Source organism: Nocardia transvalensis NBRC 15921 (assembly GCF_000308875.1).
GTDB lineage: Bacteria > Actinomycetota > Actinomycetes > Mycobacteriales > Mycobacteriaceae > Nocardia > Nocardia transvalensis.
Genome location: NZ_BAGL01000002.1, coordinates 127,148 through 142,132, shown reverse-complemented (window position 1 = coordinate 142,132; position 14,985 = coordinate 127,148). Strand labels below are relative to the sequence as shown.

At 67.8% G+C, this 14,985-nt stretch carries 16 protein-coding genes; 5 read left to right on the top strand and 11 right to left on the bottom strand.

Going from position 1 to position 14,985, the window contains the following annotated elements:
• Nucleotides 1-8: 8 nt before the first annotated feature.
• Entirely contained in the window at nt 9-683 is a 675-nt protein-coding gene (gene lppU / locus ON41_RS00870) for an LppU family putative lipoprotein (RefSeq protein WP_157185323.1), read from the bottom strand.
• Between the two features lie 257 nt (nt 684-940).
• Between lppU and ON41_RS00865 the strand changes: the two genes are divergently transcribed.
• A complete protein-coding gene (locus tag ON41_RS00865) occupies nt 941-1,573 on the top strand; it encodes a DUF8020 domain-containing protein (RefSeq protein WP_040744144.1) in 633 nt (210 codons plus the stop codon).
• Here the strand turns inward: ON41_RS00865 and ON41_RS00860 are convergent.
• The 3 genes from ON41_RS00860 to ON41_RS00850 are packed head-to-tail and all read right to left on the bottom strand — an operon-like array spanning nt 1,554 to nt 2,394.
• The gene (locus tag ON41_RS00860; RefSeq protein WP_040744143.1) at nt 1,554-1,886 is read right to left on the bottom strand and encodes a hypothetical protein; all 333 of its coding nucleotides are present in this window, start codon (nt 1,884-1,886) and stop codon (nt 1,554-1,556) included. The two genes, ON41_RS00865 and ON41_RS00860, sit on opposite strands and share 20 nt — an antisense overlap.
• Nucleotides 1,883-2,086 (bottom strand): hypothetical protein, encoded by a 204-nt coding sequence (locus ON41_RS00855; RefSeq protein WP_040744142.1) that lies wholly within the window; start codon nt 2,084-2,086, stop codon nt 1,883-1,885. The genes ON41_RS00860 and ON41_RS00855 overlap by 4 nt, the downstream gene beginning before the upstream one ends.
• Nucleotides 2,077-2,394, bottom strand: a complete 318-nt coding sequence (locus ON41_RS00850; protein WP_040744141.1) for a hypothetical protein — start codon at nt 2,392-2,394, stop codon at nt 2,077-2,079. The genes ON41_RS00855 and ON41_RS00850 overlap by 10 nt, the downstream gene beginning before the upstream one ends.
• A 279-nt stretch (nt 2,395-2,673) precedes the next feature.
• On the opposite strand from ON41_RS00850, the gene ON41_RS00845 reads away from it, so the two are divergent.
• From ON41_RS00845 to ON41_RS00835, 3 genes are all read left to right on the top strand, one after another.
• Nucleotides 2,674-3,567 (top strand): helix-turn-helix domain-containing protein, encoded by an 894-nt coding sequence (locus tag ON41_RS00845; RefSeq protein ID WP_040744140.1) that lies wholly within the window; start codon nt 2,674-2,676, stop codon nt 3,565-3,567.
• A 39-nt stretch (nt 3,568-3,606) separates the two neighbouring features.
• Nucleotides 3,607-3,813: a DUF397 domain-containing protein gene (locus tag ON41_RS00840; protein WP_040744139.1), complete on the top strand. Its 207-nt coding sequence runs from the start codon at nt 3,607-3,609 to the stop codon at nt 3,811-3,813.
• A gap of 205 nt (nt 3,814-4,018) precedes the next feature.
• Nucleotides 4,019-4,174 (top strand): hypothetical protein, encoded by a 156-nt coding sequence (locus ON41_RS00835; RefSeq protein WP_246460951.1) that lies wholly within the window; start codon nt 4,019-4,021, stop codon nt 4,172-4,174.
• A 209-nt stretch (nt 4,175-4,383) separates the two neighbouring features.
• Here ON41_RS00835 and ON41_RS00830 read toward each other — a convergent pair whose 3' ends face one another.
• Genes ON41_RS00830 through sdhC form a run of 3 tightly spaced genes read right to left on the bottom strand, consistent with a single transcriptional unit; the run spans nt 4,384 to nt 7,952 of the window.
• Entirely contained in the window at nt 4,384-5,136 is a 753-nt protein-coding gene (locus ON41_RS00830) for a succinate dehydrogenase/fumarate reductase iron-sulfur subunit (RefSeq protein ID WP_040744137.1), read from the bottom strand.
• A gap of 2 nt (nt 5,137-5,138) precedes the next feature.
• Complete coding sequence (locus tag ON41_RS00825) at nt 5,139-7,082, bottom strand: fumarate reductase/succinate dehydrogenase flavoprotein subunit (RefSeq protein ID WP_040744135.1); 1,944 nt, start codon at nt 7,080-7,082, stop codon at nt 5,139-5,141.
• Nucleotides 7,083-7,121: 39 nt separating this feature from the next.
• The gene (sdhC, locus tag ON41_RS00820; RefSeq protein ID WP_040744134.1) at nt 7,122-7,952 is read right to left on the bottom strand and encodes a succinate dehydrogenase subunit SdhC; all 831 of its coding nucleotides are present in this window, start codon (nt 7,950-7,952) and stop codon (nt 7,122-7,124) included.
• A 434-nt stretch (nt 7,953-8,386) separates the two neighbouring features.
• Here sdhC and ON41_RS00815 point away from each other — a divergent pair, with 434 nt between their 5' ends.
• A complete protein-coding gene (locus tag ON41_RS00815) occupies nt 8,387-9,565 on the top strand; it encodes a thiolase family protein (protein WP_246460953.1) in 1,179 nt (392 codons plus the stop codon).
• A 337-nt stretch (nt 9,566-9,902) separates the two neighbouring features.
• On the opposite strand, the gene ON41_RS00810 is transcribed toward ON41_RS00815, so the two are convergent.
• The 4 genes from ON41_RS00810 to ON41_RS00795 form a co-directional block, all read right to left on the bottom strand.
• Nucleotides 9,903-10,193 carry an Rv0250c family protein gene (locus ON41_RS00810; RefSeq protein ID WP_040744132.1) on the bottom strand — a complete coding sequence of 97 codons (291 nt, stop codon included), beginning with the start codon at nt 10,191-10,193 and terminating at the stop codon, nt 9,903-9,905.
• A 117-nt stretch (nt 10,194-10,310) separates the two neighbouring features.
• Nucleotides 10,311-11,267 (bottom strand): alpha/beta fold hydrolase, encoded by a 957-nt coding sequence (locus ON41_RS00805; RefSeq protein WP_040744131.1) that lies wholly within the window; start codon nt 11,265-11,267, stop codon nt 10,311-10,313.
• 202 nt (nt 11,268-11,469) lie between these two features.
• Nucleotides 11,470-13,425 (bottom strand): acyl-CoA dehydrogenase family protein, encoded by a 1,956-nt coding sequence (locus ON41_RS00800; protein WP_040744501.1) that lies wholly within the window; start codon nt 13,423-13,425, stop codon nt 11,470-11,472.
• A gap of 192 nt (nt 13,426-13,617) precedes the next feature.
• Nucleotides 13,618-14,754 carry an epoxide hydrolase family protein gene (locus tag ON41_RS00795; protein WP_040744129.1) on the bottom strand — a complete coding sequence of 379 codons (1,137 nt, stop codon included), beginning with the start codon at nt 14,752-14,754 and terminating at the stop codon, nt 13,618-13,620.
• Between the last annotated feature and the right edge of the window lie 231 nt (nt 14,755-14,985).

Below are 14,985 nucleotides of genomic sequence, written 5' to 3'. Positions count from 1 at the left end.
CGGGCCCGCTACAGGCTGGCGACACACACCACGAAACGCCGCTGGTTGTAGACGAACCCGCGATCGCCGGACGCGCAGTCGTTGACGTTGGAGGTGCCCTGCTTGATCTCGACCACCCGCACCCCCTTCGGGACCCGCGACCCGCATTCCATCGGCTTCGGGGCGTCGGTTGTCATATCCATGCAGCCGCCGACCACCCAGTTCACATCGAGGCAGAGCGAACTCGGATGCCCCTCGGGCGGCGCGGGCTGGTTGTAGGACTTGTCGACGTCGGCCGGGCAGCGCCTGGCCGGATCCGCCTTGTCGACGACCTTGTACCCGGAGCTGCCGCAGGCGGACTTGCTGACCGCCGGCTCGCCGCCGCCGAAGGTGACGCAGTCGCCGACGTTCAGATCGATCGCGGCGGGATCCTTGCGCTCCGAGGCGTCCTTGTTGACGACCTGCGCCGGAGCGGGATCCGGCGCCGAACCGGTCTCCGGGACATTGGTGGAGACGCCCGGCTGTGGCGCCGGCGCCGCGGCGGACGAGGTCGGGACCCCGGTCTGGGCAGCCTTCGTCTGCGCGGGCGTGGAATCGTCCCCCATCAGCGAAAATATGGCTGCGGCAAGACATGCCGCCGAGAGCGCGGCCGCGATGACGAAGCCCGCCAAGGTGAATCCGGCATGGATGCGTCGGCGCGACACCTACGTTCCTCCAGGTAGTCGGCTCCGAACCGTCGAGCGAGATCCGAAGTGTGAGAGTGCAAGTCGAAGACACGTAGTGCATACACCATGCGAGGCCCCGCGTCGACTCGAGCGCAGCAAAGGTCACAATACGACAACGAAGCGTCCGTGCACCTCGCCAATAACACCGTCTGCCAACGACAGTCGGACGCTGTATGTCTCCGACCGGGCGCTCCAGATGCCCGGATGAATTTAGAGTATAAAAAGGATATCAGAGGATGAAGTTCGGCAGGCTCGCCGCCACCACCCTCATGGCTGTCGCCGCGGTGGGCATCGCCGCGGGAACCGTGAATGCCACCCCGACCGCGACTCCCGCGCCGTCGACGTCCGCGTCGTCGGCACCGGCCCGAGAACTCACATCGTCCGGAGTCGATCAGGGAGTCGCCTACCGCGCGGCCCTGTCCGACGACGAACGGGTACTGACCACCACCGTCGAGAACGGCCGATTCGAGGCCGTCGACGACGGCAAACGCGTCACGCTGCGGTCCGACTCCGGCGCGGTGGTCGCCGAGGTGCCCCTGTCGTTCCGGGTCCGCGACCGGCTGCTGCCGGTGGCCCAGCACATCAGCCCGGACGGCCGGACGCTCTCGCTCACACCGGATTCCGCCGCCGCCCAGATCGGGGAGCTGCAGCCCGTCGATCCGATGAGCCGCCTCATCACCGAGCTCAACAACAACGTCGTGGGCATGGTCATCGGTGGCGTGCTGGGCGGGCTCATCGGCGCGGTACTCGGGTTCTTCTTCCTGAGCTGGCTCACCGGGCCGATCGGCCTGCTGGTCGGCGCGCTGGCCGGCGGCGCCATCATGGGCGGTCAGCCGTTCGTCGACGCCCTCATGGGTGTGGTCCGGTAGGCATCTCGTCGATCGGGTTCTCCCCGACCAGCGCGATCCGGATGCTCAGCAGCCATCCGGCAAACCACAGCAGGAGCCGGTCGTAGGCATCGAGTCCGGCGTGCGCCGGGCGGTGCCGAATCCCCTTGCGCCGCACGGGCGCGGCGTGTCGCCCGGGCCCGGTCGCCATCGCGACCGGGCGCGGGACGTGCCGTCCGGGCGCCACGGTGTGCCGCGCGGGTCCCGCGGACCGGCGCGCGGCGTGCCTCGGGGTGGTGCGGCCGCGAGGAGGGAGCGGCCGCACCACCGCCCGCCCGCTCTCCGGGGCGGTCACGGGAGGGCCCGCTCGTCGAGGACGCAGCGGCCCTCCTCGACCAGAACGGTGCGCGCGCGGCGGCGCACCTTGCACGTGTCGACGGTGCAGTCGAGGTGGAGTTGCATTGCGGCGTGGGCCTGTTCGGTGGTCAGAATGCCCGGATCGGCGCCGCAGCGCAGCAGTCCGGCAACCGGCAGGTGCAGGCTGGTCAGTTGCATGCCGGCACCTCCGCCACGAGTCGCCGGTATCGGCGTCGCGGCGGGGGCGCGTCCTCCCAGGGTCGCTGGTGAATTGCCATACCCACGGCCTCGAGGGGTGTCAGGCCGACCTCGTCGGCCAGCCCGCCGACCGCGTTCAGCAGTGGTGGCACCACTTCGGCAACCTGCAGGGCGGCAACCGCTTGCGCGCAGGTCAGGGTGCGGCCGGGCAGGAAGGACACCACCCAGCCCTCGTGTCCGACGCTGCGCGCGCGGTGCGGGGTTAGATCGCTGGTCATCAACGACGACCCGATGACATGTACAGCCATGACTCCTCGTTCCTACGTGCGACTTCGGAATGAGTGCCCCCATGCTCTGGCACACTTCCAGCATCCCGCAACTGGACGTTCGCCAAGCCCGATTTGGATATCCACAGAGAATTCGCGCGAATCTCCAGCAGCGAATCCACCTGGGGGAGCAAGATTCTCCATAGTGGACGAAAGGCTCCCTGCCGAGGCGATGGGCGGGTCGGGGTGGGGGCTCGCGCGGCCGACGGATCCGACCCGTCGCGATCGAACCGACAGGCTTCCGAGAGAACGGAGTGCGCTGTGTCTGAGAGCTCTACGAACGCGTCGTCGACCCTGCCCCGCCGCCAGCTCGGAAGGTATCTGCGGGACTGGCGAACTCAGGCGGGACTGACCATCGCCGAGGCCGCCCGGCTGATGGAGTGGGGCGCGAGCACCCTGCAACGCCTGGAGAAAGGCCAGGCGGATCGCATCCGCACCATAGACATTCAGGAACTCTGCCGCATCTACGGCATACCCGACGATATCGGCGAGGGCCTCAAGGGCCTGGCCCAGCAGGCGGCCGTCAAGAGCTGGTGGCACGCCTACGGCGACCTCATCCCCGAAAACTTCGACGTCTACGTGGGTTTGGAGGCGTCCGCCCAGCGCCTGACCTCCTACCAGTCCGAACTGGTGCCGGGCCTACTACAGACCGCCGAGTACGCACGGGCCCTCAACGGGCTGGGGTATCCGGACGATACCGACGCCGAGTTGGACCGCCGCGTCCAGCTGCGACTTCAGCGCCAGGCCTTGATAACTCGCAAGACGCACCCCGCGACCGTGGATGTCGTACTCGGCGAATCGGTCTTGCGCCGCGTCGTGGGAAGTGCAAGGGTGATGGCGGCACAGCTGCGGCACTTGGCCGACCTGAGTACTCGGGACAATGTCGGGCTGCGCGTTCTGCCCTTCGCAGCCGGTGTCCCCCTGGGGCTTTCGACCGGCCCCTTCGTGATCCTCGAGTTCGGAACCGACGGTAAAGGGCAGCCGGTGGAACCGCCGGTGGTCTACGTGGAGGGCTTCACCGGGGATCTGTATCTCGAAAGACAGGGTGACGTCCGGCGGTATCGGCGGGCGCACGAGGGCCTGTTGCATTGTGCGCTGGATGTTTCCGCGAGTAGGCACCTGTTACGTCAGGTTGCGAAGGAGTACACGGCCTGACAGAGCCGGTGCTCCTCCCCGATTCGGAAAGGACGCAGGATGAGCAGTGAGCTGGTCGATGCCCGGTGGTTCAAGAGCAGCCGTAGCGGCGCCGGCAAGGAGTGTGTCGAGGTCGCCTTCCTGGCGAGCGGTCGCATCGGCGTCCGCGACAGCAAGAACCCCGACGGCCCCGCGCTGATCTTCGGTTCGGACGAGTGGACCGGCTTCATCGACGGTGTGCGCGCCGGCGGTATCGGCCGCGGCTGACCATCTCCCCCCGGGCGGGCCGCCACGGTAGGACACCGGGCGGCCCGCCCGCATCGTGCCGTGACATCTTTTGTTGCCGGGCACGATCTCGAGATCACGAATCGGTGGCCGTTAGGCAACGAATGAATGTTTGCCCGTGCAAAGAATGGGTACCCGATATTTTGTGGACCGTGGGCTCAGGAACACCTCTCCCCGGTATCGCAAGTTGCTTCCCGACGATTGGGTGGAACGCCTGATCGTGGGGATGCTCTTCACGGTATCGGCGGTCGGTGTCTACATGTTGACCGGGGCCATGCTGTCGGCATTACTTGTCGGTTTGCTGGTCGCGGTGGTCGCCATCGGCGTGGTGACCCAGCTCTGACATCTTGTTGTCGTGGCGTGTGCTCGCGGCCGTTCTTCCGTTCGTGCTCTCCGGTGCAAGGACATTTGTGCGAACACCGGATGCATCGCCGACTATACCGCTTCGATCTTCATGTTGCAGAACATCATCGGCGTGTCTCGAACCCAGCCTCGCTCCGCACCTATGATCCCGGCGTAAGCCGGGACCACGGCACGGAACCTGGCGGGAGATCAGCCCTGACGACGGAAGAGTTTGTTGCCCAGCCACACGATCGGATCGTATTTCCGGTCCACCACGCGTTCCTTCATCGGGATGAGCGCGTTATCGGTGATCTTGATGTGCTCGGGGCACACCTCGGTGCAGCACTTGGTGATATTGCAGTAGCCGAGGCCGAATTCCTCCTGGGCCATTTCCCGGCGGTCGGCCACGTCCAGCGGATGCATTTCCAGTTCCGCGATCCGCATGAGGTACCGGGGGCCGGCGAACGACTCCTTGTTGTCTTCGTGATCACGCACCACGTGGCAGGTGTTCTGGCACAGGAAGCACTCGATGCACTTGCGGAACTCCTGCGAGCGCTCCACATCGACCTGCTGCATCCGGTAGTCGCCGGGCTTGAGGTCGGCCGGCGGCGTGAAGGACGGGATCTCGCGCGCCTTCTTGTAGTTGAGCGAGACATCCGTGACGAGGTCGCGGATCACCGGGAACGTCCGCATCGGGGTCACGGTGATCACCTCCTCCGGCGTGAACGTCGACATCCGCGTCATGCACAGCAGCCGCGGGCGGCCGTTGACCTCCGCCGAACACGATCCGCACTTACCGGCCTTGCAGTTCCAGCGCACCGCCAGATCGGGGGCCTGGGTGGCCTGCAGCCGGTGGATGATGTCGAGTACGACCTCGCCCTCGTTCACCTCGACGGTGAAGTCCTCCAGGGCGCCACCCTCGGTGTCGCCGCGCCACACTCGGAACCGGGCGTCGTAACCCATTGCTACTCATCCCCTTTCGCGGAGGAATCCGCCGCCGCGGGATGGGCCGCGAGTTCCTCGGAGGTGTAATACTTTTCGAGCTCACCCAGGTCGAACAGGGAGAGTAGATCGCTGCGCATCGGCGTCTGATCGGCCTGGGTCACGAGGACCGGCGGGACCGTCTGGCCGTCCTCGTCCGGGTCGATCCGGCACACCAGCAGCCGGTGCCGCCAGGTCGGATCCATCTGAGGGTGGTCGTCGCGGGTGTGCCCGCCACGGCTTTCCGTACGCAGCAGCGCCGCCTGGGCCACGCACTCGCTGACCAGCAGCATATTGCGCAGATCCAGGGCGAGGTGCCAGCCCGGGTTGAACTGCCGGTGGCCCTCCACGGTGACGTTGTCGAAGCGCTCGCGCAGCTCGCCGAGCTTCTCGATCGCCTCCCGCAGTTCGTGCTCCTTGCGGATGATGCCGACCAGGTCGTTCATCACCTGCTGCATATCGGTGTGCAGGGTGTAGGGATTCTCGCCCGGCCCGGTGCTCGGCGGATCGAACGGCGCCAGCGCGGTTTTCGCGGCCTCGGCGAGGTCGGAGTCGGCGATCGCCGGGCGGTTCCCGCCGAGACCCTCGACGTAGGTCGCGGCGCCCAGCCCGGCCCGGCGCCCGAAGACCAGCAGGTCCGACAGCGAATTACCGCCGAGCCGGTTGGATCCGTGCATACCGCCGGAACATTCACCGGCCGCGAACAGGCCCGGGACGGTCGCGGCGCCGGTGTCCGGGTCGACCTCGATCCCGCCCATCACGTAGTGGCAGGTGGGCCCGACCTCCATCGGCTCCTTCGTGATGTCCACGTCGGCAAGCTCTTTGAACTGGTGGTGCATGGAGGGCAGCCGCCGCAGGATCTCCGCGGCGGGCAGGCGCGAGGCGATATCGAGGTAGACGCCGCCGTGCGGGGTGCCCCGCCCGGCCTTGACCTCCTCGTTGATCGCGCGGGCCACCTCGTCGCGGGGCAGCAGGTCGGGGGTGCGGCGCGCGGAGTCGTTGTCGCGCAACCACTGATCGGCCTCTTCCTCGGTTTCGGCGTACTGCCCCTTGAACACCGCGGGGATGTAGTCGAACATGAAGCGCTTGCCCTCGGTGTTCTTCAGCACCCCGCCGTCGCCGCGCACGCCCTCGGTGACGAGGATGCCCTTGACGCTCGGCGGCCAGACCATGCCGGTCGGGTGGAACTGCAGGAACTCCATATTGATCAGCGTCGCGCCGGCGCGCATGGCGAGCGCGTGCCCGTCGCCGGTGTACTCCCAGGAGTTCGAGGTCACCTTGTAGGACTTGCCGACGCCGCCGGTGGCCAGCACCACCGCGGGCGTCTCGAAGAGCACGAAACGGCCCGACTCGCGCCAGTATCCGAACGCCCCGGAGATGCGGTCGCCGTCCTTGATCAGGTCGGTGATGGTGCATTCGGCGAACACCTTGATGCGCGCCTCGTAGTCGCCGGTCTCCTGGAAGTCCTCCTGCTGCAGCGACACGATCTTCTGCTGCATGGTCCGGATGATCTCCAGGCCGGTGCGGTCGCCGACGTGCGCCAGCCGCGGGTAGGTGTGGCCGCCGAAGTTGCGCTGGCTGATCCGGCCGTCGGCGGTCCGATCGAACAGCGCGCCATAGGTTTCCAGCTCCCAGACTCGGTCCGGGGCCTCCTGGGCATGCAGTTCGGCCATGCGCCAGTTGTTGAGGAATTTGCCGCCGCGCATGGTGTCCCGGAAATGGGTCTGCCAGCTGTCCTTCTCGTTGGCATTGCCCATGGACGCCGCGCAGCCGCCCTCGGCCATCACGGTGTGCGCCTTGCCGAACAGCGACTTGCACACCACCGCCACCGACAACCCGTGCTCGCGCGCCTCGATGACCGCACGCAACCCGGCGCCACCGGCACCGATCACGACGACGTCGTACTTGTGCCGTTCGACTTCAGGCATGGAACCGAATACTCCTGGGAGACTGAGTGATTGGGCCGATCAGTTGACGAAGCGAAGATCGGAGATGGTGTCGCTGGCGACGAGCATGACGTAGAAATCGGTGAGCACCAGGGTGCCCAGCGTCGTCCAGGCAAGCGTCATGTGACGGGTGTTGAGCTTGGAGATCTGAGTCCAGAACCAGTACCGGACCGGATGCGCCGAGAAGTGCTTGAGCCGTCCGCCCGCGATGTGGCGGCAGGAGTGGCACGACAGCGTGTACGCCCACAGCAGCACCACGTTCAGCAGCAGGACCAGATTGCCCAGGCCGAATCCGAAACCGCCGGACTTGCCGTGGAAGGCGGCGATCGCGTCGTAGGTGTTGACCACCGAGACGATGCACGCGACATAGAAGAAGTAGCGGTGCACGTTCTGGATGATCAGCGGAAGCTTGGTCTCCCCGGTGTATTTCGCGTGCGGCTCGGCCACCGCGCAGGCGGGCGGCGAGAACCACACGGCCCGGTAGTAGGCCTTGCGGTAGTAGTAGCAGGTCAGCCGGAACAGCAGGAGGAACGGCAGCACCAGGAACCCGAGCGGGATCCAGATCGGCAGCTCGCCCACCCAGTGTCCGAAGTGGGCGGAGCCCTCGACGCACGAGGTGCTCACGCAGGGTGAATAGAACGGTGTCAGGTAGTGGTAGTCGGCCACCCAATACGCCGACCGCACAAAAGCTCTCACGGTCGCGTAGATGATGAAGGCGCCCAACCCCAGGACTGTGACCAGTGGTGGGACCCACCATCGGTCGTTGCGCAGCGTTCGTGCCGCGATCGCCGCGCGGCTGCTGCTGAAGACTCCCGTGCCCGATTCGGGTGCGCGTGTCGGTGCTGCGTTCACTGCAGGATGCCTCGCTGATCTACCCCGTGGAACGTCATCGTTACCTCCGGCATCGAATGTGATGGTGAGCACCATACGGCACCCCTGCTATGACACGCGCCGGGTCCCGGCAATATCGACCCGCCTGGACGGCTATGATTTGCGCCACATTTTCTGATCATGAGGCGTGGCGGTCTCGACAGTGAACCGTAAGCAAACCTCACGAACTGCGCTGGACCGCAGGGCCTTTCGGCGGCTATGCGGAATCCGCCTGTTTCACACTGGATCGGGCCCGGTCGCGACGTCACACACCAGCAACAACGCTGTGGTGGGCTGCTCCCCCGGTGCTCGCTACGGGGTGCCGGGCGGCCGGTATGCCGAGGCCGGTCACCGGGATGCGATCACCGCCGCGGGGCAGTTGGCTGGTGTTCGCCGGCGCGGTGGAGGAGGAGTCCATGAGGAGAGCGGCGATCGTGTCGCCGGTGCGTACGCCGGGCGGCGTCGCGGGCGGCGTGTTGTCGGCGCTGCCGCCACGACGGCTGGCCGCGGCCGCGATCGCCGGCGCCGTCGGCCGCGCGGGACTCGACGGCGCGCGCGTCGACGAGGTGGTGTTCGCGGGCCCGCCCGGGACGGCCCGGCTCGCCGCGCTGGACGCCGGTCTGCCTGCCGCCGTGGCCGGCCTCGATGTCGAATCCGGTTCCGGGACCGGACTGTCGGCGTTGATCGTCGCCGCCATGCTGGTGCGCACCGAGGCCGCGACCGTGGTCGTCGCGGGTGGGGTCGGCGAGGCCGTGCCCGAAACCGTCCCCGCGCCCGCGGATCTGGCGCACGCCGAGAGATTGGCGCACCGGTATCGCGTCACGCGTGCGGAATCCGACGAATTCGCCCTGAACAGCCGCCGTCGCGCGGCCCGCGCCTGGCGGCAGGGGCTGTTCGACGGGGAGATCGTTCCCGTGGTGGCGGCGGCGCCGGACGAATTGCGGCACCGGTCGGAGGGCTCGGTCCCGTATCTGGTGGACCGGGACGAGCAGCAGATGCACGCGGAGACGTCCACCCGTGCGTTGATCAGCCTGGCGCCGCTGCTGCCCGGCGGCGTACTCACCGCCGCCGCCGTGCGCACGCCCGGTATCGGCGCCGCGGCCTGCCTGGTGGTGGCCGAGGACCGGCTGGTCGATCTCGGTCTGGACCCGATCGCCCATATGACCGATTGGTTCGCCGCCGGGACCGACGGCACCGTGCCCGCTGCCGCACCCTCGATCGGAAAGGTGTTGTCGCACAATGCCTTGTCGCTCGACGACGTGGACCTGGTGGAGGTGGCGGAGCGCTCGGCGGTCGAGGTGCTGGCGCTCGCCCGGCAATTCGGCCGACACGACCTGGACTCGGTGAACGTCAACGGCGGCGCGATGGCCCTGGGCGATACGGGCGCGGCGTCCGGCCCGCGCATGGTGACCACGATGCTCCACGAACTGGCCCGCCGAAACGGCGCCTTCGGCGTGGTAGCCGCGGACGCGGGCCCCGACCGCGCCACGGCAATCCTCTTCGAGTCCGCCGCGACCACCCCTACCCCCACCGCCCCCAAGGGCGCCCGCTTCCACGGCCTCCGCACCCGCCGCTCGGGCCGACACCGCGCATAAGCACCCGCGAGCCACACACCGCTGCCCCGTGCGATCATCCCGAGCCGGTGTGGGCGTATCCGCCGCGAACGCTGCGAGCAACACCCGCCGTCTCGCGCGGCATCGTTCATGCCTGGTGTGAGCTAGTCCATCGTCACGTCAGGCGACATCGCGCGTGATGTCAGACGACTGCCGCTGTGCCATGCCGGGCGACTTCGCGCGGGAATACCGCGAGCTACCCTCCGCCATGCCGGGGGTTCGGCGCGTGAATACCGCGAGCAACCTTCTGCCATGCCGGGGGTTCGGCGCGTGAAGACCGCGAGCTGGGGGACCCGGCTCGCGGCGAATGGCTCGTTATCTACTTGGTGCGCGGGCGGGAGTGGAAGCCCAAGCCTTCGTCCTGGGCGCCCATCCAGGCGGCCTCGTCGGACTTGCTGTCCGGGACGTAGATGACCTCCTGCGCGCGGCGGTCGGACACCTCGGGCGGGGGCGACTTCTCGAACTCCTCGGCATCGATGCCGAGCCGCTCGAGATCGTTCTCCAGGCGCTTCACGGAGTTGGCGTCTCCGTAGTGCGACCGCAGTGCACCGATGCACTGCCGGAGTTGACCGACCGCGAAGTGCAGCTCAGCAATCTCGCTGCGTGTCATCGAAACCTCCTCGAGCCTGTGACAGACCACACATCGTGATCTACAACACATTACGTGATCTTCGTCGGGATAGCTCGTCAAGATCCGAAAAACGTCCGTTTACCTCATGGAGGGGCCTCAGCCGGCCACCGCGAACTCCGTCCCGGACGTGGCGCCGAGCGCCCGCTCCACCAGCGCCGCGACGGCGGCCGCCACCTCGTCCGCGCGCTCGAGGATCACGCTGTGGCCCGCCCCGTCGAGCCGGACCAGTTCGGCGCCGCCGAGCTGGGAGGCCAGCACCACCGAGTGGGCGAACGGGATCATGATGTCGGCGGAACCGGCCAGCACCAGCGTCGGCAGGTCGGCCAGCAGGCGCAGCGTCGCGGTCTCGTCGAAGCGGATCAGCGAGTCCAGGAAGCAGGCCATGGTCAGCAGCGGCGTGTCGTTGAGCATGGCGGTCGCGACCGCGACCATGCGCGGGCTCACCCGCAGGGTGCCGAAGCTCGCGTCGCGGACCATCGGTTCGAAGATCCGGCGGCTCAACCGTTTCGACGCCTGCATCGCCCGCGGCGCACGGCGCACCGCGGCCTGCAGCGAGCTCACCGCGCGCCGGTGCAGGAAGCGGGCCAGGCCGACGGAATTGAGGCTGCCCGCCGCCCCGGCGAGCAGGCCGATGCCGATGACGCGCGTCCCGATCGCCGCCGGGAACAGCCGCGCGTAGGCGAGGACCACCATCGCGCCCATCGAATGACCGATCAGCACAACGGGTCCCGCGGGCGCGGCCGTGCGCAGGACCGCGTCGAGATCGTGGCCGAGCTGATCGATGGTGTAGGTGGACGGGTCGGCCGCACCCGATTCGCCGTGGCCGCGGTGGTCGTAGAACACCATGCGGGTGCCCTCGCCCCACTGCCGGCGCAGTTGCTCCCGCAGGAACGCCCACGATTCGGTGCGCAGGCAGTGGCCGTGGACGAACACCACGGTCAGGGGCGCCGACGGAGATCCGAAGACGCGCGCGGCGAGCGGCGTGCCGTCGTCGGCGCAGACGGTGACTCGATGGCCGTCGTGGTCGGCGGCGCGGCATGCGATCGTGGACATGTCGTCTCCCGGGAGTCCGTTCTTGCCCGGTTGTCGGGAGAGATTCCCGGACCGTTAACCGCCCGAACCTCGCGTTACCCAGGTGTGGCCGAACTGCGGCTGGCGGTAAACAACCGTCCGGTTCGGCGCGCGTCGACAGAAGAATCTTCGGTTATCTAGTCTCATGGCTAGATAACCGAAGAATTGGGTGACATCCCGAGTTCTAGGTGGCCGCCTCCGTCCGCGTGGACGGCAGGAACGGCGCCAGCAGGTTCTCCTCGGTGGACGGGCCGAGCTGCCACTCGGCGATCCACGGGCCGGTCCCCTCGCTCGGATCCAGGACGCCGGTCTCGAGCCACTGGTAGCGGCCGTCGAGCACGCCCTTGGCGACGGCGGTGTCGGCGTCGTCGGTGTTGTCCCACAGGGCCTCGAACAGCCGCCGCACCCGCAGCCGGGACTGCGCGCAGAAGGCATCGGCCAGCTGTTCGGCCGCCTCCGCCTCCGGACCGCCCTCGACGCGCAGCGCCTGCGCCCGGACGCACGCCGCGGACATCGCGAACAGCTCCGCGCCGATATCCACGATGCGGCCCAGGAAGCCCTGCCGGTACTCGAGTTTCGCCTGCCAGCGGCCCATCGCGTACATCAGCGCCCGCGCCTGCTTGCGCGACATCCGCTCGACGAACCGCACATGCTTCGCGAGCGGCCCGAATTCCGCGTAGGTCGCCGGCACCGTGCCCGCGCCCACCGCCAGCTGCGGGAACCACTTGGCGTAGAAGCCGCTCGCGCCGACCGCCGCCTTGGCCTTGTCCTTGAATTCGGCGTTGCGGTCGACCAGCGCACCGGCGGCGGACATGTGGGCGTCGGCCATCTCGCGAGCGACCAGCAGGCGCATGATCTCGCTGGATCCCTCGAAGATTCGGTTGATGCGCAGGTCGCGCACCAGTTGTTCGGCGCCGACGGCGCGCTCGCCGCGGGCGGCCAGCGAGGCCGCGGTCTCGTAGCCGCGCCCGCCGCGGATCTGCAGCAGTTCGTCGGCGATCTCGCAGCTCATCTCCGAGGCCCACAGCTTGGCCAGCGCGGCCTCGATGCGGATATCGTTGCGCGCCTCGTCGCACATGGTGCCCGAGAGGTCCAGCGCGGCCTCCAGCGCGAAAGTCGTTGCGGCGATGAAGGACAGCTTCGATCCGACGGCGGCGTGCTCGCCGACCGGACGGCCCCACTGCACGCGGGCCCCGCTCCACTCCCGGCCGATCTTCAGACACCATTTGGCCGCGGCCGTGCAGAGTGCGGGGATCGCCAGCCGCCCGGCGTTGAGGGTGGTGAGCGCGATCTTCAGGCCGTCGCCCTCGCGGCCGACCAGGCTGCTCTTGGGCACCCGCACGTTGTGCATGCGGGTGACGCCGTTCTCGATGCCGCGCAGACCCATGAACGCGTTGCGCCGCTCCACGGTGATCCCCGGGGAGTCGGCCTCGACCACGAACGCCGAGATGCCGCCGCGATGCCCTTCACTGCGCGGCACCCGCGCCATCACGACCAGCAGTTCGGCCACCACGCCGTTGGTGGTCCAGAGCTTCACGCCGTTGAGTTCGTACGCCTCGCCGTCGGCGGTCGGCGTCGCGGTGGAGGCCATCCGGGCCGGGTCCGAGCCGACATCGGGCTCGGTGAGCAGGAAGGCGCTGACGGCGCCCTTCGCGCAGCGCGGCAGGAATTCTCGCTTCTGCTCGGGAGTGCCGGCCAGCTTGAGCGGTTCGGGCACGCCGATCGACTGGTGGGCCGAGAGCAGGACACCCAGGCTGGGGTGGGCGGAGCCGACCACCATCAGCGCCTTGTTGTAGCCGACCTGCGAAAGTCCCTGTCCGCCGTACTCTTCGGGAATCTTCAGCCCGAAGCAGCCGAGTTCGGCCAGGCCCTGGACGTACTCGGCCGGAATCTTCGACGTCGCCTCGATCACGCTGCCGTCGATGGTCTCCACGTAGGCGCGCAGGCGCTTCAGGTACGCCTCGGTCTTCGCGGTGTCCTCGGCGGACGGCCGGGGACAGGGATGGATCAGATCGAGCCGGAATCGGCCGAGGAACATCTCCTTCGCGAACGACGGCTTGGCCCAGGTGGTTTCGCGGGATTCCTCGACGAGTGCCCGTGCTTGTTCCTCGGTGGCGTCGACTTTCGTAGTACTCGCCATGATGTCCTCCATCGGACGTGATCAGAATCACATCTGAGTGTAGGAGTGTTTGTTACTCACCGGTAGTGGCGTATCGCGGCGGAAACCTAACGATCTCGAATGATCTCGGTCGGCCCGGGCGGTGGTCCGCCGATTCTTCGACTATCTAGATGAATGTCTAGATAGTCGAAGAATGGTGTGTGCGAAGGGTTCTCACTCCACCGCGGCGAAGAATGCGCGCAGGTCGGCGGCATAGGCGTCGGGCTGGTCCATGGCGATGAAGTGGTGTCCCGCCGGATTTCCCGTCGGCCAGTGCACGATCTTCGCGGTCCGCTCGGCCAGTCGGCGGATGCTCGGAGCGTCGCCGCTGTACACACCGGTCGGGACGGTCGGTGACCCGGTCGGCCAGCCGAATCCGGTGCTGTCGTAGTACGACCAGGCCGATGTCGCGAACGTCTCGGTGAACCAGTAGAGGCTGATATTCGTCAGCAGCGCGTCGCGATCGATCGCCTCGGCGAGCGCACCGGCCGCGCTGAAATCGTGGAACTTCTGCAGCATCCAGCTCAGCGCCGCGACCGGCGAATCGGTCCAGCCGTAGGCGAAAGTCTGTGGCGCCGAGCGCAACAGGGCGTGGTGGTCGACGCCGTTCGCCCAGTCCGCCGACATCAGCGCCGTGAAGTTCGCGCGCTCCTCCTCGGTCAGCTCCGGCAGGTCGTCCTGCGTCGGGAACCCGAGCCCGCCGGTGATGTACAGGCCCGTCACCCGGTCGGGCGCCGCCTCGGCCATCGCGGTCGCCACGTAGCTGCCGAGGTCGCCGCCCTGGACGCCGAAGCGCTCGTACCCGAGACGCGTCATCAGCTCGACCCACATCCGCGCGACGCGCTCGACGCTCCAGCCGGTCTCCCGCGGCGGCGCGGAGAACGCGTAGCCGGGCACCGACGGCACCACGACGTGGAAGGCCCGGGCCGGATCGCCGCCGTACGCGCGCGGATCGGTCAGCCGGCCGATCAGCTCCGTGAACTCGACGAACGAATTGGGCCAGCCGTGGTTGAGCACCAGCGGCGCCGCCCCGGGCTCGGCGGACCGGACGTGCACGAAATGCACGTCCAGTCCGTCGATTTCGGTGAGGTACTGCGGAAACTCGTTGAGCCGGGCCTCCCGCGCCCGCCAGTCGAACGCGGTGCGCCAGTACTCGGCCAGCTCCCGCACCTCGGCGACCGGAACGCCGCGGCTGCGTCCGTCTCCGGGAAGCTGTGACGCCCAGCGGGTCTCGGCTAGGCGCCGGTGCAGGTCGTCGATCTCGGCCTGCGGGATGTCGATGTGGAAGGGGCGAATCTCCGTGGTGGTCATGGTGAGAACGGTAGGAGTCATCTAGGACTGTTCCGGTCCTAGATTGTTCCGGGTGTGAAATCGGATCAATCTACATATATCTAGAACTTTCCTTAGATAGATGTAGATCTACATGGCAAGTCCTCCGCGGGCGCGCACGGTGGCCAGGCGACATCTCCGCAACCTTCGACCGCCACGACGTGGCTTGACAGCGACGGTGCCGGTGTGGAGTGCTGGGCTGTGGGGCTCGGC